Origin of the sequence: Paenibacillus nasutitermitis (assembly GCF_014641075.1) — a bacterium.
Lineage (GTDB): Bacteria > Bacillota > Bacilli > Paenibacillales > Paenibacillaceae > Paenibacillus_Z > Paenibacillus_Z nasutitermitis.
Window position 1 is genome coordinate 1 of the sequence record NZ_BMHP01000012.1, and the last position, 19,946, is coordinate 19,946.

The window sequence follows — 19,946 nt, forward strand, 5'->3', positions numbered from 1 at the left end:
AGAAATGCGTGCAGCTGACGAATACTAATCGGTCGAGGGCTTATCCTAACACATTCAACCTTCTAAACGTTTCGCAAACGTTCGTATCCAGTTTTCAGGGTGTAACTTGCCCGATTGATGATCGGTTAAGCCGATACATCCCGTTTGGTAGCAATGGCGAAGGGGAACCACGCGTTCCCATCTCGAACACGACCGTTAAGCCCTTCAGCGCCGATGGTACTTGGACCGCAGGGTCCTGGGAGAGTAGGACGTTGCCAAGCACGAGAAACCGACCGCAGTTTGCGGTCGGTTTTTTGTTGTTTCCGGGTTTATTTGTTCCCAGGTTTATTTATGTTTTTATTGTTTCCCTGTTTTTATTGTTGAAGATCTTTTTATTAAGAATGCCAGCCCGTTTTGCCGTTGATGATGATTGATGCGGCATGCATATGACCGCCTATGATCCCTAATACGTATAATTGTCTATGACCATTCTTACATAATAAAAAGCAGCCAGGAGCTGCTCTTTGATGTAGCCATTAATATGTACCGATATGCATCACCGATGGTAATAGCTTACATCCGTCGCCTGGATGCGAAGGACCCCGTCCCGTCGGCTTTTTCTCAGACTGTGCAGCAGGATCATCCGTGGTGCCAGCATCCATAGATGCCAGCAAATCATACTGATCATTTGGGCTTCATTGGCCCAAGGATAGGCCACGCCAATGGCGCATAACCCAAGCCAAAGCATATGACGGTGCAGGCGGCGAAAGAGAGCAAGTTCGATATGGGCAATCGGGATGTATCCGACCCAGGGTAATAGGATCCTCCAGCCCCAACGGCGATTGTCCGGTTCGTCTACTCGCACCAGAGTCAGACGGATAATGATAAACTGGATCAGCAGAGTCGCAACGATTCCAAGGACAATGGCTAGCGCTCCGTCTTTCTGATAAAGAACCAGCTGAAAGATCGAAATTATGAATGCTATGCTTAAATAGCTCCACATCAGCTCGCTTCGAATCATGATTTTACGAATTAGCTGATATTGATAAATTGTCGCTTTTTCCTGTTCGGCGAGCGTCCCTCTCATTGACTCTATGTCCCCTCCATCCTACTAGTGAATGTATCGGAAATTGGATGACTTTTATGAAGAGCGGGGGAGGCAAACAATATTTTGATATCCTTCACCCTTTTCACTCGTGTATCATATGATGTAGGGCTATTTGAAACGGGCTATGAAACAAGTATATGATGCTAGACTATGCGGCATACTAGTAGCAATGAGTAATTTTTGAAAAGTCGAGGTGAAGCAACGTGGAAGAGCCGATTGGAAGCTGCTGTATTATTTGTGGTCATGAAAAGTTGGAAGGTCTTCGTATTATTAATGAGTTTATTTGCGAATCCTGTGAATTGGAAATGGTCAGAACGGAAGTCCAGGATGCCAAGTATCCCTTCTTTATTCATCAGCTGAAGCAAATCTGGATTCAGAAGAATGCCTGATTGTTTAGTGAAGGGAAAGAAGCATCGACTTAAATCCCCGTTTACCCGAACAGCTGGCCTGTAATGGGGTGGCGGGGATATTTATTTGGCCTAACTCATACCAATGGCATCATCCCAATGATCGATGAAGGAGTATTATATTTGATATGAATACCAGTAAAACTCTCTCTCTCTTCCATGCTCCACTATATAAGGCATTAATAAATTTGTACGACTCAAACCCAGGCAGCTACCATGTACCTGGACATAAATATGGGCAATCGTTGGATATGCTGAAAGAACTTGATCCGGATGCCTTCCATATATTTAAGACGATTATGGCTCTGGATGTGACAGAGCTCTCTGTTACGGATGACCTTCATAGTCCGGCAGCGGTTATTGCGGAGGCCCAGAATTTGGCAGCTATGACCTTCGGTGCGGAGCAAACCTTTTTTTTGATTGGTGGCAGTACAGCAGGCAATCTGGCCATGATATTAGCCAGTTGCAATCCGGGTGATACGATTATTGTGCAAAGAAATATTCATAAATCGGTTCTGAATGGATTAATGCTTGCCCAGGCAAAAGTTGTTTTTCTCTCTCCGCAAACGGATCCGGTATCAGGGTTGCATATTATTCCGGAGTTGTCCGATGTTGCAGAGGCACTAACCCGATATCCGGAAACAAAAGCCGTATTTCTGTCGAATCCCAGCTATTATGGGCGAAGTGTGGATCTTCATCTGTATGCGGAGCTTGTTCACGAACATAACTGTCTTCTGCTGGTCGATGAGGCACATGGCGCACATTATGGGCAGCATCCTTCATTCCCTGTCTCTGCTCTGCAGGCAGGGGCTGATGCTGTCGTACAATCGACGCATAAAACGTTGTCGGCTCTTACGATGGGTGCGATGCTGCATGTTCAAGGCAGCAGCATTGATCGGGATGCTGTTACGTCAGCATTAACGATGATCCAAAGTTCCAGCCCGTCGTACCCGATAATGGCATCACTTGATATTGCCCGGGCAATGATCGATGTTTTTGGTCCTTCCTTGTTTGAAAAGGGGATACAATCGGCTCAGGCTTTCCGGCAATGGGTGAAGCAATCCTCGGCATGGTTGGAAGAGCCGGCAAATACTCTCAATGCGCAATGTGATCCCCTTCGAGTCATTGTGAAGGATCGAACCGGAAGATATACAGGGTATGATCTTCAGCAACGCTTGGAAAAAGAAGGATGCTGGGCAGAAATGGCGGATTCATCTCATGTGGTTCTTTTATTTGGGATGTCGAATTCAAAGGCGGATTATGATAAATTGATCGCTGCATTTATGAAAATAGAAGAAGAAGAACAACCATATAACGATTATTATTTTGCTGTCCAATCCCCCGATGTTGTAAACATGAGAAAATTCCTGTCATATTCGGCCTGTCCGATTTCCGAACCGGTTCTCTTCAGCAACAGGCGTATGAGGCGGGATCAAGTGGAAATGATTGCTGCCACAGAGGCTGCTGGCCGAATTGCGGCTGAAGCGGTCATACCATATCCGCCGGGCATCCCGATCTTGTATCCGGGCGAATTGATCCGGCCGGATGTCCTCCTTTTTTTGAAAGAGTTAGCGCGGACTGGCGCCAAATGTCAGGGTGTTTCCGATCCGACATTACAAAAACTTGCTGTGATCCGCAAGGACTAGCATTTATGAACCCTATACCACGTATAACGGCAGAAAACATTTACGCTTTGTACAGGCTTTGTTATGATAAGGACAAGGAAAACCATATAAAAGGGAGCTTTTTGATTGGAGCCAAGAAATTTTTTGACGATAGAGGGCGGTGAAGGCGCGGGAAAAACGACACTCATTGATGGGCTCGCGCGTACACTGACAGCAAGGGGCGTGCGGGTCATGACGACTCGTGAGCCTGGCGGCATTCCCATTGCCGAGCAAATCCGCAGTGTCATTCTGGATCAAGGCAATACCGCTATGGAAGCAAGAACGGAAGCCTTGTTGTATGCTGCTGCCAGGCGTCAGCATTTGACGGAGAAGGTCATACCGGCGCTCGCTGAAGGCATGTTCGTTATTTGTGACCGTTTTGTCGACAGCAGCCTGGCGTATCAGGGTCATGCCCGGGGACTTGGCATGGAGGAAATTTGGTCGATTAACCGTTTTGCCATTGAGGATACGATGCCGCAGCTGACCTTGTGGCTGGATATTTCCCCAGAAGAGGGACTTTCGCGTATTCATCAGGGGACCGGCCGGGAAATCAACCGCCTGGATTTGGAGGGACTTTCTTTTCACCGTCTGGTTAGAGAAGGGTATGAAAAACTGCAAGCGCAAAATCCGGAGCGAATTGTCCGTTTAAATGCCGAATGTGCCCCTGAGGTCTTACTGAGTGACTCCATCTCGATTATCATGGAGCGTTTTAAAGGATTATTTGCAAACGATGTCAAATTATAATAGTAGACCTTTTTTATTGCCGTAGAACATATCGTACACATATTGCAAACAGGTTGTCGGGTAAGATAATATTTTCGGGAGGGATTGGAATGAAATTAGTGGTCGCGATTGTCCAGGATAAAGACAGCAACAGATTGTCGAATGCACTCGTTCAAGAAGGGTTTAGAGCAACCAAGCTGGCCAGTACGGGCGGATTCCTGCGTGCAGGTAATACAACCTTTATGATCGGTATCGAGGATGAGCGGGTACATGAAGTTCTAAACGTCATCCGTTCCAACTGTAAAGTGCGCGATCAGCTTGTTTCGCCAGTATCGCCAATGGGCAGCACCACGGATGCTTACATCCCATTTCCAGTTGAAGTGCAGGTTGGCGGGGCAGCCGTTTTCGTTGTTCCTGTAGAAAGATTCGAACACTTCTGATTGGGCGTGATTCCATATGAAAATCAATCCGGGGTTTCGCCCGTTAGGGCAGGATCGCGCAAGACCGGATCCAGGATTAAAACCTGCCCAGACAAAAAACTTCACCGATGTCATGATGCATCAGGATGAGCAGCGGACGATGGAACAGCTCCAGCAGAAGCTGCAGGATATTCATAATCAGGGCGAGCGTTTGTCCAGATCCATGACCGTTCGCGAGCTGCAGCTGTACCGCAGGATGATCAAGAAATTTCTGGAGGATACCGTTAAGCGCGGTGTCGGCATGAAGGAAACAAAAGGATTTGACCGGCGCGGTCGGATTAAACGTTACAAACTGCTCGATGAGGTGGATTCCGCTCTCCTATCGATGGGGGAAGAGCTGCTTGATACGGAAGAAGGACGTTTGGAACTTTTGCAAAAGATCGGCGATATACGGGGAATTTTGATTAATCTGTTTTTTTAAATGGACTTCAGCTTCATGCAAGACCAGGCCATCCCTATAAGGCGATGGCCGCCGCTTCTGGCGGCTGAAGTGAAAGGCGAAAGGAATAATGTTATGAGTATCGCGCAACTGGCTGGACAGCCGACAGCGAAACGAATTTTACAGCATGCGCTGCGTACCCGAAAGGTCTCGCATGCTTATCTGTTTACCGGACCGACGGGAAGCGGAAGAATGGCGATGGCCAAAGCATTCGCGAAAGCCTTGTTTTGTACGGAGGGGCTGGATGATGCATGCGGGGAATGTCTGGCCTGCCGCAAGTTCGAACATGGCAATCAGCCGAACCTGCATATCGTGGAACCGGACGGGATTTCCATCAAAATTGACCAAATACGTGAGCTTCAGCGGGAACTTGCCTACCGCAGTACTGGAGCGGAACGAAAAATATATATTATGCAGCGTGCCGAAACAATGACTCAGCAAGCTGCGAACAGTCTGCTCAAGTTTCTGGAGGAGCCGCAGACGCCGGTTGTAGCCCTCTTGCTGACGGAAAATGGACAAGCTATGCTTCCCACCGTCCGTTCCCGAACGCAGTGGGTGCCTTTTAAGCCCCTCGCTCCTGCAGATATGCTTCAAACGCTGGTTGCAGAGGATGTGCCGCCACTGCTGGCTAGGGCTGCTGTTCATTTGGCTTCGGGACTTGAAGCATGCCGATCCATCATCCAACAGAATGAGTTTGCAGAAATGAGAAATGTAGTGATACAATTAGGCAAGGATAGTCTGAGCCGATTCACCGCGGCGATGATATCCGCCCAACAACAAGTGTTTAAGACGGGTCTGGGCGATCAGCCGCAGCAGCTGCTGTCCCTGCTCGTATTATGGTATAAAGATATGATACATTTTCAAGCTGGAAGACATGAGGCACTCGTTTTTATAGATCAGGTTGATTGGATCGGCAAACATGCATTCGGACGTTCAGCGGACGGTTGGGTACGATGCATGGAGCATACGCTCGAGGCAGGCAAACGAATGCGTGCCCATGTACCCCCGCAGTTAGCTCTGGAGCAAATGCTAATCCGCATACAGGAGGGGTGAAGGATTGTATAACGTCGTTGGTGTCCGCTTCAAGAAGGCGGGCAAGATTTATTACTTTGATCCTGTTGAGTTTCCCATCGATAAAGACCAGCATGTTATCGTGGAAACGGCAAGGGGCATTGAATACGGTAAGGTTGTGGTTGGGCATAAACAAGTCGGTGAATCGGATGTTGTCCTTCCACTCAAGAAAGTCATTCGTATTGCAGGTGATAGTGATGCCAAGATCGTTGACGAGAACAAGTCAGCCGCTCGAAATGCATTTAACACCTGTTTGGATAAAATAAAAGACCACCAGCTGAAAATGAAGCTGGTCGACGTCGAATTTACATTCGACCGAAACAAGATTATTTTTTATTTTACGGCTGAAGGCCGTGTTGATTTTCGCGAATTGGTAAAAGATTTAGCCAGTGTTTTTCGTACCCGCATTGAACTGAGGCAAATCGGTGTGCGGGACGAAGCCAAGATGCTGGGCGGGATTGGCCCTTGCGGGCGCGTTCTCTGCTGCTCATCCTGGCTCGGCGATTTTGAACCGGTATCCATCAAGATGGCCAAAGACCAGAATTTGTCGCTCAATCCGACAAAGATTTCCGGTTTATGCGGCCGATTGATGTGCTGTTTGAAGTATGAGCATGATAATTACGAAAGTGTCCGTGAAGAGCTCCCGGCGGTAGGGAAGGTCGTTGTCACTTCTTTGGGAGAAGGCAAGGTAACCGGAATAAACGTTGGCACCAAATCCGTTTATGTGCAACTATTTGATGGTGGGAAGCCGAAGGAATTGCCGCTGGATGATGTCGTAATTAAATAAGCGGAATCCGTGAGTCCGAAGCTGAACAGTCTTTGGGGTGGGAACTTGAATAAGAAGGATTTATTTAATCAAATGGACGAGCTGGAAACGAATATGGGAAATCTCCATGTCCAACTGGGCTCTCTTAAGCAGCACGTTAAATCATTGCTTGAAGAAAACAAACGGCTCAGTATCGAGAATCAGCAGCTGCGAAAAATCTTCAAGCGGGAAACAGCGATACTCTCCTCGCAGGCAGAGCCGGATCTGGCAGGAGCTGAAGAGGAGCAAGGCATGACGGAGGAGCAGAATCCGTATATGCCTGTAGATCAGGAGACAGCTGTTGGAGAGGGTTACGATAACCTGGCCCGGCTTTATCACGAAGGGTTTCATATCTGCAACTTGTATTACGGGCATTTGCGTACGGAGGGTGACTGTTTGTTCTGTCTATCCTTTCTCAATAAGGAATGATTACAACAAGACCCGGTCCTTTCGGGTCTTGTTTGTTTTCATCCCTGCAGAAGTTATGGATATGAAAAAGCGAGATGTGAATAAAAATGCATAATGAATAACATGCTTCATTTTTAGAACTTCTAAAAACCGGTTAAGAATGAATGAAATGAGGGCAACTCGCACGTGATGGAACAATCTAATGAAGAAACATTATTAAGCAATGAGCGATTGGATGATTTGTTGACGCATCAGCTGCACATCATTCAGAGCCGGGAAGTATTCAGCTTCTCCATGGATGCGGTACTGCTGGCGCGGTTTGCCGGTGTTCCCCCCAGGGGGAAAGTGCTGGACTTATGCACGGGAAACGGGGTTATTCCCCTTCTGCTGTCCACCCGCACAAAAGCAGCTATCACAGGTGTCGAGATTCAGCCGCGTTTGGCTGACATGGCAAGGAGAAGCGTGAAATGGAACAGGCTGGAGGAGCAGATTCATATTCATGAAGGCGATCTGCGCCTTTATATTGAGCACGGCGGTTATGGCAGTTTTGATGCCATAACGGTCAATCCCCCTTATATGCCGGTAGGAATCGGCGATAGGAATGAAAATGAACATATGGCAAACGCCAGGCATGAATTGAACGGGACACTGGATGAAATTGTGGCAGCCTGCGCCAAGCTGGTCCGTACCGGCGGACGGGTTTCCATGGTGCACCGGCCGTCACGGCTGATCGAAATTACACAAACGCTGCGCAAATGGAAACTGGAGCCGAAGAGGATCCGCTTTGTTCATCCCCATGCCAAAGCGGAGGCCAATATGGTATTGATCGAAGCGGTGCGTGACGGCAAGCCCGATGTCAAACTGCTGGCGCCTCTAATCGTCTATAATGAAGAGCGTAATTATAATGAAGAGATTATGGAGATCTATTACGGAAATCATCAGCCGGAAACGAGGATGGAGCCAACATGAAAGTTCAGCAAAGTTTTGTGACGCACAAGGATAAGGAGCATCTAAAAACAGGTACGCTTTATCTGGTGGCAACACCGATCGGAAATCTTGAGGATATGACCTTTCGCGCCGTTCGTACATTGAAGGAAGTAGATCTGATTGCTGCGGAGGATACACGCCAAACGCGCAAGCTTCTGACGCATTTTGAAATTTCCACCCGGCTGGTCAGTTATCACGAGCATAATAAGGCAGCAAGCGGCAGCGAGCTGATTCGTCTTCTCACGGAAGGTCAATCCATTGCGCTCGTAAGCGATGCCGGCCTCCCTGCTATTTCCGATCCGGGAGCCGATCTGGTTGCGGCCGCCGTAGAGGAGGACATAGCCGTCGTACCGATCCCTGGCGCCAATGCCGCGCTTTCGGCGCTCATTATTTCAGGGCTGCCAACAGAACGTTTTCTGTTTACCGGCTTTCCGCCGCGTGAGCGCAAGGGGTTGCAGGATTGGCTGCAGCGGCTGCGCAAACAGGATGGAACGATCATTTGTTATGAATCGCCGCACCGGGTAGCCAAAACACTTGCGGCCATGCTGGAGCAATGGGGCGACCGCGACATGGCGATGACCCGTGAGCTGACTAAACGATTTGAGGAAGCGGCAAGGGGGAAAATATCAGAATGTTTGGCATGGCTTGAGGAACATCCGCCTCTTGGCGAGTATTGCCTGGTTGTAGCGGGAGCAGGAGCCGCTGCGGCTGGCGATTTTGAAGGGGACGAGCAGGCATGGTGGACGGACTTGAATTTGGAGGAACATGTGGGACGTTATGAAGCGCAGAACATGGACCGCAAAGAAGCGATCAAACGCACCGCTGTTGACCGGGGCCTGGCGAAGCGGGAAGTTTACAATGAGATTATGCGTAAATAAACCCACCTTTCAGGATAGCAAGGGAAAAGAAAGCCATTTATGAGTGCGGATAAAAAAAGGACCTTCCTGATGATAGAACTCAGGAAGGCAAGGAGTATTAAAAAGGTTAGAATTAACAATTGGAAGTTTATTAAATACAGTATAACCTATAATTTCGGTTTTGTCTCTTATTTTGTTACAGGAGTTGGCATTTCGGATAAACAGGCATTACATACAATTTTTCCTTTGAAATAAGTGACATTCTCGGCATTTCCGCAAAAAATACAAGCGGGCTCGTATTTCTTCAACATGATGCGTTCACCGTCTACATAGATTTCCAGGGCATCCTTCTCACCAATTCCAAGCGTACGGCGCAGTTCGATAGGGATTACAACGCGTCCAAGCTCATCTACCTTGCGCACAATACCTGTTGATTTCATCATAATCTATCCGTGCCCCTCTCAAAATACTTAAATCGTCATTATTCGACAAAGTTCTATTTATTCTACTTTTTATAATACCAACGTTTCCCATAATAGTCAACCTTGATAATGCTTCAAATAGCTCCGTTTTAACCGTTTTCTCTATAACTTAGAGCATTAGAACGGTCTGCGATTACCACGTCGGGGCTGTCTGTTTTGGAAATGAATTTACGACATTATTCGACATTTACCTACAGAAATATGTCGAAAAATCGAACATAGGAGGGGAAAACAATGAATCCTAGCCCCCAATCGCTAGCGGAGGAAAAAGTATTTAAAGATCCGGTCCATAAGTACATTTACGTGCAGGATGAGACGATATGGAATCTCATTAATACCCGGGAATTCCAGCGCTTGCGGCGGATACGACAGCTTGGGACATCCTATTTGACTTTTCATGGGGCCGAGCATAGCCGGTTTTCCCATTCTCTTGGTGTTTATGAAATTACAAGGAAAATCATTTCCCAATTCGAACGGGGCGGTTATACCGACTGGCCAAAAGAAGAAAGGCTGGTAACCTTATGCGCTGCCTTGCTGCATGATGTTGGACATGGGCCCTTTTCCCATTCTATCGAGCAGGTGTTTGAAACCAATCATGAAGAATGGACATGCCGAATATTGCGGGAGAATACAGAAATCAACCAGGTTCTTAGTGAATGCGATCCTTCGCTTCCGGAGCGGGTGGCAGCCGTCATTTGCAAGACCTACCACCAGCCGATCGTCGTCAGTCTCATCTCCAGCCAAATGGATGCCGACCGCATGGATTATCTGCTGCGTGATGCGTATTTTACAGGCGTCAATTATGGAACCTTCGATCTGGAGCGAATTCTGCGGGTTCTGCGGCCCTACCAGGGGCGGATTGTTGTCAAAGAGAGTGGCATGCATGCCGTTGAAGATTATCTCATGTCGCGCTACCAAATGTATTGGCAGGTCTATTTTCATCCTGTCACACGAAGCTCGGAAATTATCCTTCGCCAGATATTTCGCAGAGCAACCGAGCTTTATGGGGGCGGCTATACTTTCTCATGGATGATTGAACCGCTTCGCCATCTGCTGGAGGATACGCTGGATGTGGAAAATTATCTCCTGCTGGATGAAGCATTGATGCAAACGGCCTTTACTCAATGGCTGAAGGAAGAGGATGCGCTGCTGGCCGATTTATGTGCCCGGTTCCTCAACCGCAAGCTTTACAAATACATTACAATGGACAAGGCCGATGAAAAATTGTGGCAGGAAATCCGTACGTATTTCCAAGCCATCGGTCTTCATCCCGATTATCATCTGGAAATCGACTTTCCTTATGATATGCCTTATGATGTATACCGACTGGGGCAAGATATAATGGACAAGGACGAACGGCCGCCGATTCTGCTGCTTGGACAAGATGAGCGCTTGTCTGAAATTTCGCGAAAATCAGATATAATTCGTTCTATTACAGGGATCCATCAGGGCAAATATCATTTGTATTACCCGGAAGAACCCCTAATTGAATCGGCACACCGGCTGCCGCCCCATATTCGTGAATTATTCGGGCTCTTACAATAGAACATTTCTTGGTGAAAGGGAGTTATACAAGGATGATAATCGACACACATACCCATCTGGATTCGAAACAATTCGACGAAGACCGCGCGGAAGTGATTGAACGGGCAAGAGCCGCAGGGATCTCAAAATTGATTAATGTCGGTTTTGACCGGCAGACCATCCCCACGACGATTCAGCTAGCCGAGCAGTACGACTTTATTTATGCGGTCGTCGGCTGGCATCCTGTGGAAAGCATCCATATGCTTCCAGGCGACCTGGACTGGATCGCAGCGCTTTGTGACCATCCCAAAGTGGTTGGAATCGGCGAAATTGGTCTTGATTACCATTGGGACACATCTCCTAAAGACGTTCAACAGCGCGTGTTCCGCGAACAGATTCAACTTGCGCGGCAGAAAAAAATGCCCATCTCCATTCATAATCGGGATGCGCATGAAGATGTGCTGCGGATTCTGAAGGAGGAGGGCGCCAAGGATGTGGGAGGGGTCATGCACTGTTTTTCCGGCAGCTGGGAGACAGCCCGGCAATGTCTCGACATGAATTTCTACATTTCCTTCGGGGGACCGCTTACATTCAAAAATGCACGTGTGCCGAAAGAGGTCCTGGCACAGGTTCCTCTGGACCGTATTTTGATCGAAACGGACGCTCCATATTTGGCCCCTCATCCCCATCGGGGGAAACGCAATGAGTCCGCATTCGTCCGTCTCGTAGCAGAAACGGTTGCAGAAATTAAAGGGAAATCGTTAGAAGAAATCTCGAAAATTACGACAGAAAATACTCTGAATTGTTTTTCATTTAAAGATAAAGGGCTATAAAGCGTAGTATTTCGGATATATCGGGTGATAAAACTAATTTTATTTCATCAAAACGCCTGTTTTTCACGTGATTTTCCTTAAAATTCGTTAAAATCGCGATTAATTTCATCTTTACAATGAAAGGCAAAAGACGGTATCATTCATCTCAGAGCTTCAAATCATCAATTCCTTTTCCATACTATCGCTTAATCTCCGAATGACGGAGAGCGGGGGAACCATTCGTTGAAACATTTCGTATCAAACACGAGACTTCAATGTTGAATTCTTCTTGGGGTGAATTTCCACGGGGCATATAAGCAAGATATGCCAGCCGGGAATAGGGCGACTCTCTCGCCCGAATCCGACAGCTAACCTCGCAAGCGTAAATAAGTTACATAGAGAGATCAACCTCGTGCTATTAATCCATGTCCCGTCGTCATTGGGAAGCCACGAAACAGATCCTCTGTCGTCGTTGGCTTCTTTTATTTTGAATATTGCGTAAAAAGACGACATAGGGTTTATCATGGAGGTACAGAGGAAGGATACAGGAGTGGCGTGCAATCACGCTAACAAAAACAATAGAACCGTCAAATGCAATCATGTAACTAGGCGGCGGGGCTATGAAGGAGGACCGAAGAAGTGGGCGCACTCCAGCTTAAGGATACCCATGGTAAACGATCATCCAGCATGTCTTTCGCATTGCGATGGAAGCATGAGAACGTGCGTTTAATATTACTTAGCGCTCTGATCTCAATCGCTATGACTTTCATGTTTCTGGTGTTGTTGTACGGAACGGCTAACAAGCACGTCTCCGTAGTAGTGAACGGACAAGAAACCGTTGTTTCGACAAAACAATGGGTCCTTCAACGCCTACTGGATGAACAAGCCATCACGATAGGACAGCATGACAAGGTGTCCTTACCTCTCAACGGAGGGATTAAAGACGGCGACCGTATTGTAATTGATCAAGCGGTGCCAGTCCATGTGAAGGCAGACGGCAAGGTAAGAACGTTGTACACGACAGAAAGAACGGTTAAAGCAGTGATCGATCAAGCGGATATATCGATACGAAGCGAAGATAAAATATGGCCGGCTCTGGAAGACAGAGTGAAATCGAATATGAGTGTTACCGTAACACGCATAGATAAGAAGATGTCCGAGAAGTCCTACACGGTACCTTTTTCCGTTGTGAAGAAGGAAGATCCCAAGCTGCTGCAGGGGAAATTAAAACTTGTCCAGAACGGCAACGAGGGCAAGATCGTCAAACAGTTTGAGAATGTCTATGCGGACGGAGTACTTGTGTCCCAGACTATGGTTACCAAGCTGACCAAAGCGGAATCGGTGGATAAAATCGTAGCAGTCGGTACGATGAAGCCGGAGCCTAAAGTTGTGGTGCTCTCGGCAAAAACGAAAGATGCTTCTATCGTTACCACCAAGAAGGGCCAAACGCTTAAAGCAAAGCAGGTTCTGAAGAATGTGACCTTAACCGCTTATGCGGCGGGAGTTGCTTCGACGGGCAAATCTAAGAAACATCCGCAATACGGGATAACGGCGTCTGGCACGAAGGTTCAAGAAGGCAGGACCATTGCGGTTGATCCCAAGGTTATTCCTATTGGCTGGTGGGTCTATATCGAAGGTATTGGATTCCGCCGGGCGGAAGATACGGGCGGTGCCGTCAAAGGAAAGAAAATTGACGTTTATTTTGAGAGCGAATCCTATGCAGAGAAGTTTGGTTTGAAGCGAGGGTATACGGTGTACGTCATCGGGCCCAAGAAACCCACAGCTCTCTAGACCGGCGAGACTGCAAGACCGTGAAGCAAACCCTCATAATAACGTTTACCTCATTCATATCGTAATTTAAACATAAATATGCCATGATAAGGAGAGGCGATCGCCTCTTCTTTTGTATGTTTGTCTGAAGGGAATGGATAGACGGCATGATTAAGGAAATCATTGTAGTAGAAGGCAAAGACGACACGGTAGCCATCAAGCGGGCAGTCGAAGCGGAAACAATCGAAACCGGCGGTTCCGCTATTGGCGCGGATGTCCTTCGCAGGGTAGAGCTTGCCCAGCAGCGGCGCGGGGTGATTATATTCACCGACCCGGACCATGCAGGGGAACGTATCCGCAAAATTGTAGCCCAGCGGGTGCCGGGCTGCAAGCATGCGTTTCTTCCCCAGGAGGACGCAAGCTACAAAGGGGATATTGGCGTCGAGAACGCATCACCCGATGCGATACGAAGAGCGCTCGCAAACGTGCGTACCGAGGCTGCAGCGGGCAGTGAAGGGACAAGCCTGCCGGAGATCGCCTGGGATGATCTGATGAAGGCAGGACTGCTGGTCCACCCCAATGCCTCCAACCGGCGTCTACAGATGGGCAACCTGCTCGGGATCGGCTATGCGAACGGAAAGCAGTTTTTTAAGCGCTGCTCGATGTTCCGCATAACGCGGGAGGAGTTCCAGCGGGCATTAACCACGATGGAGCAGCAAAACAGCGAAGGAGGCAACCCTTAAATGAGCAGAACGGATGGGTTTGACGTAGCTTCGCCAAGACGGACTCGCGATATTATTGACAAATACGGATTTTCTTTCAAAAAAAGCCTCGGTCAGAATTTTTTGATCGATCAAAATATTTTGCATAAGATTGTTTCGGCAGCCGGCCTCGACGAGACCAAGGGTGCTCTGGAAATCGGGCCCGGGATCGGAGCTTTGACCCAGCAGCTGGCCCAGCATGCAGGGCGCGTGACCGCGGTGGAAATCGATAACCGGCTCATACCCATTCTCAGAGATGTGCTCGCGGGTCAGGATAATGTTCATATCGAGCACGGCGATATTCTGAAGCTTGACCTTGGCGATTTGATCAAACGGCAATTTGCCGGTTTAAGCGGGGTCAGTGTAGTGGCCAATCTGCCTTATTATGTGACAACGCCAATTCTCATGAAGCTGCTTGAAGAGAAGCTGCCGCTTGAGCATATTGTGGTCATGATTCAGAAGGAAGTGGCGGAGCGTATGGCGGCCAAGCCCGGAGGCAAGGAATACGGCAGCCTCAGCGTAGCAGTGCAGTATTATTGCGAGCCGGAGCTGGTATGCATCGTGCCACACACGGTTTTTATCCCGCAGCCCAATGTTGACTCCGCTGTCATTAAGCTCACGGTCCGCAAGCGGCCTCCTGTCGATGTGGCCGATGAAAATCATTTCTTCCGCACGGTTCAGGGCAGTTTTGCCCAGCGGCGCAAAACGCTTTACAACAACTTGACGGCCCTGGTGGGGAAAGAAAACAGAGATCGTCTGGCTCCCCTTCTGGAGAGCTGCGGCATTGATCCCACGCGGCGGGGAGAAACGCTGTCGCTTGAGGAATTCGCGCGTCTTAGCAGGGCACTGCTGGAAGCCGGTATGCCGGGCTGATCATTCCCCGAATGGGGACCACTGACCCAACAAAATGCACCAATGGCGTTGTTCGCCCATAGGATAGACGAAGAGGTGATTTGCCCATGAAGCAAGGGGACCTGGTCGTCCGCAAATCGTATGGCGGGGACGTCCTTTTTCGTGTTGCCATTCTTGATCCGGAAATAGCGGTACTTAAGGGCACGGACTACCGGCTGCTTGCAGACGCTCCGATTCGCGACTTAACGGTTGTCCGTCATCCGGAAACTACCGGTGCGGCCAAAGAGGTCCGCATTAAGGTGAATGAATCGATGCGGCGTATGAAGGAACAGCGGGAGAAGCTGGTTATTCATAATGTTAGCGAGCTGAGGCGGGCAACTAATGAAAGCCAGCCCTATTTTGAAGTGCCCGGCAAAGTGCTCCATCTCGATGGAGATGGCAATTACATGAAAAAAAGCATGCAGCTGTATACCCAGATGAAAGTGCCTGCACATGGCCTTCATGTGCATGAATCGCAGATGCCAGAGCTGGTGCAGCGGCTTCTGCCACAGTTAAAACCGGATGTGATTGTAATTACCGGTCACGATGGCGTATTCAAAAACACTCCGCATCATGAGCTGATGAATATTAACAGCTACAAAAACTCACAAAACTTCGTCAACGCGGTACGCATCGCCCGGGAGTACGATAAAAACCGCGACAATCTGATCATCGTCGCGGGTGCCTGCCAATCCCATTATGAGGCGCTGCTGCAATCTGGCGCCAATTTTGCGAGTTCTCCCGGCCGGATTCTTATTCATGCTCTGGATCCCGTTTATGTTGCCATTAAGGCCAGCTATACCTCGATCCGGGAGACCGTTAATCTGGCCGATGTGATCCATGGGACAATAAGCGGAATCGATGGGGTAGGAGGAATCGAGACTTTAGGCAAATATCGCGTCGGGCTTCCAAGGCCGAGGACACTGACAGGAATCAAGCCAACCGTATAATATTCCGCTTTGCAAATAATATTATACATTTGCCTGAAAATTAGACTATTCATTATTGACAATTTGTTTACCACACTGTTATAATTATAATTTTTTGACAAACCACCTCTTTTTAGTTATAATGGACAAGGAAAGAGGTGGTAGTGGACAATGGCTAAGAATGCACTGATGGAGATCAAACGCAGTTTGGAAATCCATGTCGGCTCCAAAATACGTCTTCGCGCAAACGGTGGTCGACGGAAGACCATTGAAAGAACCGGAGTATTGGAAGAAATCTACCCTTCTGTATTTATTGTCAAACTTGACGAGGAGCAGCATGCGTTCAAGCGGGTCTCCTATAGCTACGCAGATATTTTAACGGAATCCGTTGAAGTGACTGTAGATAGCGATGATGGCCAAGTTCGCATTACGTATATGCAATAAAAGAATGAACAATTTGCTTATTCGAGTACGGAGACCCCAAAAAGTCCGTGCTCTTTTTTCTGCCCTTTTTAAGAAATGGATCATGCCGCCAAAGCGCCCGGTTTATCCCAACAGAGAACAGGTTGTCCGCATGCATGAAGATAAATAATTCAAGCATACTAACGGTAACTTGCAGATTTGAAGGAGGAGTTGATTCACATGGGCCGCAAACGCCGAAGCTTCATGAGCGATCAGTTGAAAAATGAATTGGCGAAGGACCTGGGATTCTACGAAACGGTCCAGCGGGAAGGCTGGGGGGGGATCAAAGCCAAGGATGCCGGCAATATGGTTAAACGGGCCATTCAATTAGCTGAGCAGGCTGCTGCCAAGCAGCATATCCAGCAGCAGCAGCCGGCTGCTGAAGCGCACCGTCCCTCCGGGCAAACTTACATGGCGCAAGCGACACCCGATCCCTATAAGCCACAGTCGTATACCTATAGGCCGCAGCAGCCTGCAAGAGGTTCGGGCAGCTCTTACGTCCCTGGCTATATGCAGACGCCGCCGTCCGGGCAGCAGTCATTTGAGCCTCGTCCATAACGGTTCTGTCGTGAAAATCAAAAGGGTAGTATGCCCATGGATAGCTAAGAGTCCTAAAGGACGGTGGAAACCCGTTTGAAGGACATCTTAGCTTTTCTTATGACCTTTTGTTAAAATATAAAAAAGATTCTATTCTTCTATATACAACGAACGGGTGACACTAATGAAGGTTTATGAAAAAGCGCCGGCAAAAATCAATTTGCTGCTTGATGTAATGCGCAAACGCGATGATGGCTTCCATGAAGTGGAAATGATTATGACGATGGTGGATTTGGCCGACCGTCTGGAAATGGAAGAGCTTCCGCGGGACACCATCATCATATCGAGCCAGGCAGGGTACATTCCCCTGGACGAGAAGAACCTTGCCTTTCAGGCGGCAAAGCTGATCAAGGACCGTTACGATGTATCCAGAGGGGTGTATATTCATCTGGATAAGAAAATTCCGGTTGCCGCAGGGCTTGCTGGGGGCAGCAGCGACGCTGCAGCCGCGCTTCGAGGCCTGAACAGGCTCTGGGAGCTTGGAATCTCGGAGGACGAGCTGTGTACCCTGGGAGCGGAGCTTGGGTCTGACGTTCCATTCTGTGTCACCGGTGGCACGGCGATTGCGCGCGGCCGCGGCGAAAAGCTGGAACCGATCGGCAATCCGCCTCAATGCTGGGTTGTGCTCGCCAAACCGCCGATCAATGTCTCGACAGCCGATGTATACGGCAAGTTCAGAGCTTCAGAGCTGAAGCACCACCCGTCCACCCCGGCTATGCTTTCGGCGATTGAACGCGGCTCCTTCGCCGATGTTTGCGCCAATTTGGGAAATGTTCTGGAGACGGTGACGCTGCATGCGTATCCGGAGGTCCTCCAGCTTAAGGACATCATGTACCGGCTGGGCGCTGATGGCGTCTTGATGTCGGGGAGCGGCCCTACGGTTTTTGGTCTTGTCGGCAAAGAAGCGAAGGTGTCGCGGATTTACAATGGACTGCGCGGTTTTTGTAAAGAGGTGTACGTGGTAAGAATGCTGACATGAAGGATACGTTTTCCTTGATTAAATCCGTATAAAAATGATATATTATCATTATAATATTCGGATTTAGCTAGGGGGATGATGCTTTGAAGAAGTTTAAACGAAGTGCCCGGTTAGTAGAGATGACGCAGTACCTTCTTGCCCGCCCCCATACGTTAATTTCTTTAACAGCTTTTGCCGATCGTTATCAGTCTGCCAAGTCTTCCATCAGTGAAGATCTGGCGATTATCAAAGAGGTGTTTGAGGAAGAAGGTCTAGGCGAACTTCATACGCTGGCCGGTGCGGCTGGCGGAGTCAAATATACACCGAAGATGGGCAAGGCAGAAGCGCTTTCCATTATAAATCATATTTGCCGCCAGCTGGAACAGCCTGAGAGAGTCCTTCCCGGCGGCTACTTATATATGACTGATATGCTTGGCTTACCCGGGCTGATGGCCGATGTAGGCCGTATGTTTGCAACCGCCTTCGCCGTCTCCGATATCGATGTCATCATGACGGTGGAGACCAAGGGAATACCGCTTGCCCATGCAACGGCTTCCTGCATGAATCTGCCCGTAGTGATTGTCAGACGCGACAATAAGGTGACGGAAGGTTCCGCAGTGAGCATTAACTATGTATCAGGGTCCAATAAACGGATCCAGACGATGTCTCTTGCCCGCCGCGCGCTCAAGGAACAGTCGCGGGTGCTGATTATCGATGATTTCATGAAAGCAGGCGGGACCGTTCAGGGAATGATGGATTTGCTGCATGAATTCAATGCCAAAGTGGCTGGCGTTGGGGTTTTTGTGGAATCAGGAGAACTGGGGACCGAGGAGCGGCTGCTGGAGGATTATGTATCGCTCGCCAAGCTTACGGCAGTCGATATGAAAAGCAAACAGACGACAATCGTTCCGGGAAATTTTTTCGAAAACCATTAGGGACGACGGAAGAGCCGTAAGTCCCATCATTTTTAGGAGGGAAATTTCAACTATGAAGCACAATCCGCGTATTATCTCATCCGACAAGGCTCCGGCAGCGATCGGACCTTATTCCCAAGCCGTTGTAATTGGCAATTTAATGTTCACTTCCGGTCAGATACCGTTGGATGCAAGCGGCCAGCTGGTGGAGGGCGGTATTGAAGAGCAGACCCACCAGGTATTCCGCAACTTGCAGGCTGTGCTTGCACAGGCAGGAGCGACGTTGTCCGATGTGGTAAAGGCGACGGTTTTTATCAAGGACATGAATCAGTTCGCACCGCTAAATGACATTTACGCATCCTATTTCGGTGACCACAAACCCGCTCGTTCCACAGTAGAGGTCGCGAGACTGCCGAAGGATGTCCTTGTCGAAATAGAGCTGATTGTATCGATTGAAGTCGAATAAAAGTCGAATGGAATCGAATTGTAGGAACTGGAAAAATTTATTTTAAAATTAGGTACTTATTTTCCAAAAACATGAAGGAATTTGCATTGCAATGTGGAATTATACACCAAGTCTTTGATAGGCAAAGGTGGTGAACACAAGTGCAAATTACTGATGTCAGACTCCGCCGTGTAAATTCTGAAGGACGTATGAAGGCAATCGCATCCATCACTATTGACAATGAATTTGTCGTTCACGATATTCGTGTGATCGATGGTAACAATGGGATGTTTGTGGCAATGCCGAGCAAACGGACTCCGGATGGAGAATTCCGCGATATCGCTCATCCAATTTCTTCAACTACCCGTGAGAAAATCCAAGCAGCCGTTCTTGCTGAATATGAGCGTGCCGCAACGGAGGAAGAAGAAGTGATTGAAGAAGGAGCGTAATTGACGAAATTGGGGAGAGTGCGGA

Annotated in this window: 23 protein-coding genes, 1 rRNA gene, 1 pseudogene and 1 riboswitch; of the genes and pseudogenes, 23 read left to right on the forward strand and 2 right to left on the reverse strand. The window is 48.5% G+C overall.

What is annotated here, in order from left to right:
• Nucleotides 1-143 precede the first annotated feature (143 nt).
• Nucleotides 144-260, forward strand: a 5S ribosomal RNA gene (gene rrf / locus IEY46_RS33495).
• A 275-nt stretch (nt 261-535) separates the two neighbouring features.
• Here the strand turns inward: rrf and IEY46_RS33500 are convergent.
• Nucleotides 536-1,066: a transposase gene (locus IEY46_RS33500; RefSeq protein ID WP_188999972.1), complete on the reverse strand. Its 531-nt coding sequence runs from the start codon at nt 1,064-1,066 to the stop codon at nt 536-538.
• A 224-nt stretch (nt 1,067-1,290) separates the two neighbouring features.
• Here IEY46_RS33500 and IEY46_RS33505 point away from each other — a divergent pair, with 224 nt between their 5' ends.
• The 10 genes from IEY46_RS33505 (at nt 1,291) to rsmI (ending at nt 8,948) form a co-directional block, all read left to right on the forward strand.
• Nucleotides 1,291-1,476 carry a sigma factor G inhibitor Gin gene (locus IEY46_RS33505; RefSeq protein WP_188999975.1) on the forward strand — a complete coding sequence of 62 codons (186 nt, stop codon included), beginning with the start codon at nt 1,291-1,293 and terminating at the stop codon, nt 1,474-1,476.
• Nucleotides 1,477-1,622: 146 nt separating this feature from the next.
• Entirely contained in the window at nt 1,623-3,140 is a 1,518-nt protein-coding gene (locus tag IEY46_RS33510) for an aminotransferase class I/II-fold pyridoxal phosphate-dependent enzyme (protein WP_188999979.1), read from the forward strand.
• Between the two features lie 105 nt (nt 3,141-3,245).
• Nucleotides 3,246-3,902 carry a dTMP kinase gene (gene tmk / locus IEY46_RS33515; protein ID WP_188999982.1) on the forward strand — a complete coding sequence of 219 codons (657 nt, stop codon included), beginning with the start codon at nt 3,246-3,248 and terminating at the stop codon, nt 3,900-3,902.
• A gap of 89 nt (nt 3,903-3,991) precedes the next feature.
• Complete coding sequence (darA, locus tag IEY46_RS33520; protein WP_188999984.1) at nt 3,992-4,321, forward strand: cyclic di-AMP receptor DarA; 330 nt, start codon at nt 3,992-3,994, stop codon at nt 4,319-4,321.
• Nucleotides 4,322-4,337: 16 nt separating this feature from the next.
• Nucleotides 4,338-4,781 (forward strand): YaaR family protein, encoded by a 444-nt coding sequence (locus IEY46_RS33525; RefSeq protein WP_188999987.1) that lies wholly within the window; start codon nt 4,338-4,340, stop codon nt 4,779-4,781.
• A 93-nt stretch (nt 4,782-4,874) separates the two neighbouring features.
• The gene (holB, locus tag IEY46_RS33530; protein WP_188999989.1) at nt 4,875-5,852 is read left to right on the forward strand and encodes a DNA polymerase III subunit delta'; all 978 of its coding nucleotides are present in this window, start codon (nt 4,875-4,877) and stop codon (nt 5,850-5,852) included.
• A gap of 4 nt (nt 5,853-5,856) precedes the next feature.
• Nucleotides 5,857-6,657, forward strand: a complete 801-nt coding sequence (locus tag IEY46_RS33535) for a PSP1 domain-containing protein (protein ID WP_188999992.1) — start codon at nt 5,857-5,859, stop codon at nt 6,655-6,657.
• A gap of 45 nt (nt 6,658-6,702) precedes the next feature.
• On the forward strand, nt 6,703-7,104 hold the full coding sequence (locus tag IEY46_RS33540) for an initiation-control protein YabA (protein WP_188999995.1): 402 nt from the start codon (nt 6,703-6,705) through the stop codon (nt 7,102-7,104).
• A 168-nt stretch (nt 7,105-7,272) separates the two neighbouring features.
• Complete coding sequence (locus tag IEY46_RS33545) at nt 7,273-8,052, forward strand: tRNA1(Val) (adenine(37)-N6)-methyltransferase (protein WP_189000137.1); 780 nt, start codon at nt 7,273-7,275, stop codon at nt 8,050-8,052.
• Nucleotides 8,049-8,948, forward strand: coding sequence for a 16S rRNA (cytidine(1402)-2'-O)-methyltransferase (gene rsmI / locus IEY46_RS33550; RefSeq protein WP_188999997.1), 900 nt, complete (start codon nt 8,049-8,051; stop codon nt 8,946-8,948). Before IEY46_RS33545 ends, rsmI begins: the two co-directional genes overlap by 4 nt.
• A gap of 167 nt (nt 8,949-9,115) precedes the next feature.
• Here the strand turns inward: rsmI and IEY46_RS33555 are convergent, their stop codons facing one another.
• Nucleotides 9,116-9,370, reverse strand: a complete 255-nt coding sequence (locus tag IEY46_RS33555; protein WP_188999999.1) for an AbrB/MazE/SpoVT family DNA-binding domain-containing protein — start codon at nt 9,368-9,370, stop codon at nt 9,116-9,118.
• 273 nt (nt 9,371-9,643) lie between these two features.
• Between IEY46_RS33555 and IEY46_RS33560 the strand changes: the two genes are divergently transcribed.
• The 12 genes and pseudogenes from IEY46_RS33560 to spoVG all read left to right on the forward strand — a co-directional run bounded on the left by IEY46_RS33560 (nt 9,644) and on the right by spoVG (nt 19,921).
• On the forward strand, nt 9,644-10,954 hold the full coding sequence (locus tag IEY46_RS33560; protein WP_189000001.1) for an HD domain-containing protein: 1,311 nt from the start codon (nt 9,644-9,646) through the stop codon (nt 10,952-10,954).
• A gap of 32 nt (nt 10,955-10,986) precedes the next feature.
• Nucleotides 10,987-11,766, forward strand: a complete 780-nt coding sequence (locus IEY46_RS33565) for a TatD family hydrolase (protein ID WP_189000003.1) — start codon at nt 10,987-10,989, stop codon at nt 11,764-11,766.
• Nucleotides 11,767-11,938: 172 nt separating this feature from the next.
• A riboswitch (cyclic di-AMP (ydaO/yuaA leader) is annotated at nt 11,939-12,143 on the forward strand.
• Nucleotides 12,144-12,384: 241 nt separating this feature from the next.
• Nucleotides 12,385-13,536, forward strand: a complete 1,152-nt coding sequence (locus IEY46_RS33570; RefSeq protein ID WP_229750723.1) for a resuscitation-promoting factor — start codon at nt 12,385-12,387, stop codon at nt 13,534-13,536.
• Nucleotides 13,537-13,682: 146 nt separating this feature from the next.
• The gene (rnmV, locus tag IEY46_RS33575; RefSeq protein WP_189000005.1) at nt 13,683-14,258 is read left to right on the forward strand and encodes a ribonuclease M5; all 576 of its coding nucleotides are present in this window, start codon (nt 13,683-13,685) and stop codon (nt 14,256-14,258) included.
• Nucleotides 14,259-15,149, forward strand: coding sequence for a 16S rRNA (adenine(1518)-N(6)/adenine(1519)-N(6))-dimethyltransferase RsmA (gene rsmA / locus IEY46_RS33580; RefSeq protein WP_189000007.1), 891 nt, complete (start codon nt 14,259-14,261; stop codon nt 15,147-15,149).
• A gap of 86 nt (nt 15,150-15,235) precedes the next feature.
• Nucleotides 15,236-16,117 (forward strand): sporulation peptidase YabG, encoded by an 882-nt coding sequence (gene yabG, locus IEY46_RS33585; protein WP_189000008.1) that lies wholly within the window; start codon nt 15,236-15,238, stop codon nt 16,115-16,117.
• Between the two features lie 150 nt (nt 16,118-16,267).
• Complete coding sequence (veg, locus tag IEY46_RS33590) at nt 16,268-16,540, forward strand: biofilm formation stimulator Veg (RefSeq protein WP_189000010.1); 273 nt, start codon at nt 16,268-16,270, stop codon at nt 16,538-16,540.
• Nucleotides 16,541-16,738: 198 nt separating this feature from the next.
• A pseudogene (locus IEY46_RS33595) lies at nt 16,739-16,912 on the forward strand (small, acid-soluble spore protein, alpha/beta type); the annotation flags it as partial.
• A gap of 367 nt (nt 16,913-17,279) precedes the next feature.
• On the forward strand, nt 17,280-18,134 hold the full coding sequence (gene ispE, locus IEY46_RS33600) for a 4-(cytidine 5'-diphospho)-2-C-methyl-D-erythritol kinase (RefSeq protein WP_189000012.1): 855 nt from the start codon (nt 17,280-17,282) through the stop codon (nt 18,132-18,134).
• Between the two features lie 83 nt (nt 18,135-18,217).
• A complete protein-coding gene (gene purR / locus IEY46_RS33605; protein WP_189000015.1) occupies nt 18,218-19,048 on the forward strand; it encodes a pur operon repressor in 831 nt (276 codons plus the stop codon).
• A gap of 52 nt (nt 19,049-19,100) precedes the next feature.
• Nucleotides 19,101-19,493: a RidA family protein gene (locus tag IEY46_RS33610; RefSeq protein ID WP_189000018.1), complete on the forward strand. Its 393-nt coding sequence runs from the start codon at nt 19,101-19,103 to the stop codon at nt 19,491-19,493.
• A gap of 140 nt (nt 19,494-19,633) precedes the next feature.
• Nucleotides 19,634-19,921 carry a septation regulator SpoVG gene (spoVG, locus tag IEY46_RS33615; RefSeq protein WP_189000021.1) on the forward strand — a complete coding sequence of 96 codons (288 nt, stop codon included), beginning with the start codon at nt 19,634-19,636 and terminating at the stop codon, nt 19,919-19,921.
• The last annotated feature ends 25 nt before the right edge of the window (nt 19,922-19,946 follow it).

Bases quoted from the DNA above. Each gene is read 5' to 3' on its own strand.
- IEY46_RS33500 (WP_188999972.1), bottom strand. From the start codon at position 1,066: ATGAGAGGGACGCTCGCCGAACAGGAAAAAGCGACAATTTATCAATAT.
- IEY46_RS33510 (WP_188999979.1), top strand. From the start codon at position 1,623: ATGAATACCAGTAAAACTCTCTCTCTCTTCCATGCTCCACTATATAAG.
- darA (WP_188999984.1), top strand. From the start codon at position 3,992: ATGAAATTAGTGGTCGCGATTGTCCAGGATAAAGACAGCAACAGATTG.
- IEY46_RS33525 (WP_188999987.1), top strand. From the start codon at position 4,338: ATGAAAATCAATCCGGGGTTTCGCCCGTTAGGGCAGGATCGCGCAAGA.
- holB (WP_188999989.1), top strand. From the start codon at position 4,875: ATGAGTATCGCGCAACTGGCTGGACAGCCGACAGCGAAACGAATTTTA.
- IEY46_RS33545 (WP_189000137.1), top strand. From the start codon at position 7,273: ATGGAACAATCTAATGAAGAAACATTATTAAGCAATGAGCGATTGGAT.
- rsmI (WP_188999997.1), top strand. From the start codon at position 8,049: ATGAAAGTTCAGCAAAGTTTTGTGACGCACAAGGATAAGGAGCATCTA.
- IEY46_RS33555 (WP_188999999.1), bottom strand. From the start codon at position 9,370: ATGATGAAATCAACAGGTATTGTGCGCAAGGTAGATGAGCTTGGACGC.
- IEY46_RS33560 (WP_189000001.1), top strand. From the start codon at position 9,644: ATGAATCCTAGCCCCCAATCGCTAGCGGAGGAAAAAGTATTTAAAGAT.
- IEY46_RS33565 (WP_189000003.1), top strand. From the start codon at position 10,987: ATGATAATCGACACACATACCCATCTGGATTCGAAACAATTCGACGAA.
- rnmV (WP_189000005.1), top strand. From the start codon at position 13,683: ATGATTAAGGAAATCATTGTAGTAGAAGGCAAAGACGACACGGTAGCC.
- rsmA (WP_189000007.1), top strand. From the start codon at position 14,259: ATGAGCAGAACGGATGGGTTTGACGTAGCTTCGCCAAGACGGACTCGC.
- yabG (WP_189000008.1), top strand. From the start codon at position 15,236: ATGAAGCAAGGGGACCTGGTCGTCCGCAAATCGTATGGCGGGGACGTC.
- veg (WP_189000010.1), top strand. From the start codon at position 16,268: ATGGCTAAGAATGCACTGATGGAGATCAAACGCAGTTTGGAAATCCAT.
- ispE (WP_189000012.1), top strand. From the start codon at position 17,280: ATGAAGGTTTATGAAAAAGCGCCGGCAAAAATCAATTTGCTGCTTGAT.
- IEY46_RS33610 (WP_189000018.1), top strand. From the start codon at position 19,101: ATGAAGCACAATCCGCGTATTATCTCATCCGACAAGGCTCCGGCAGCG.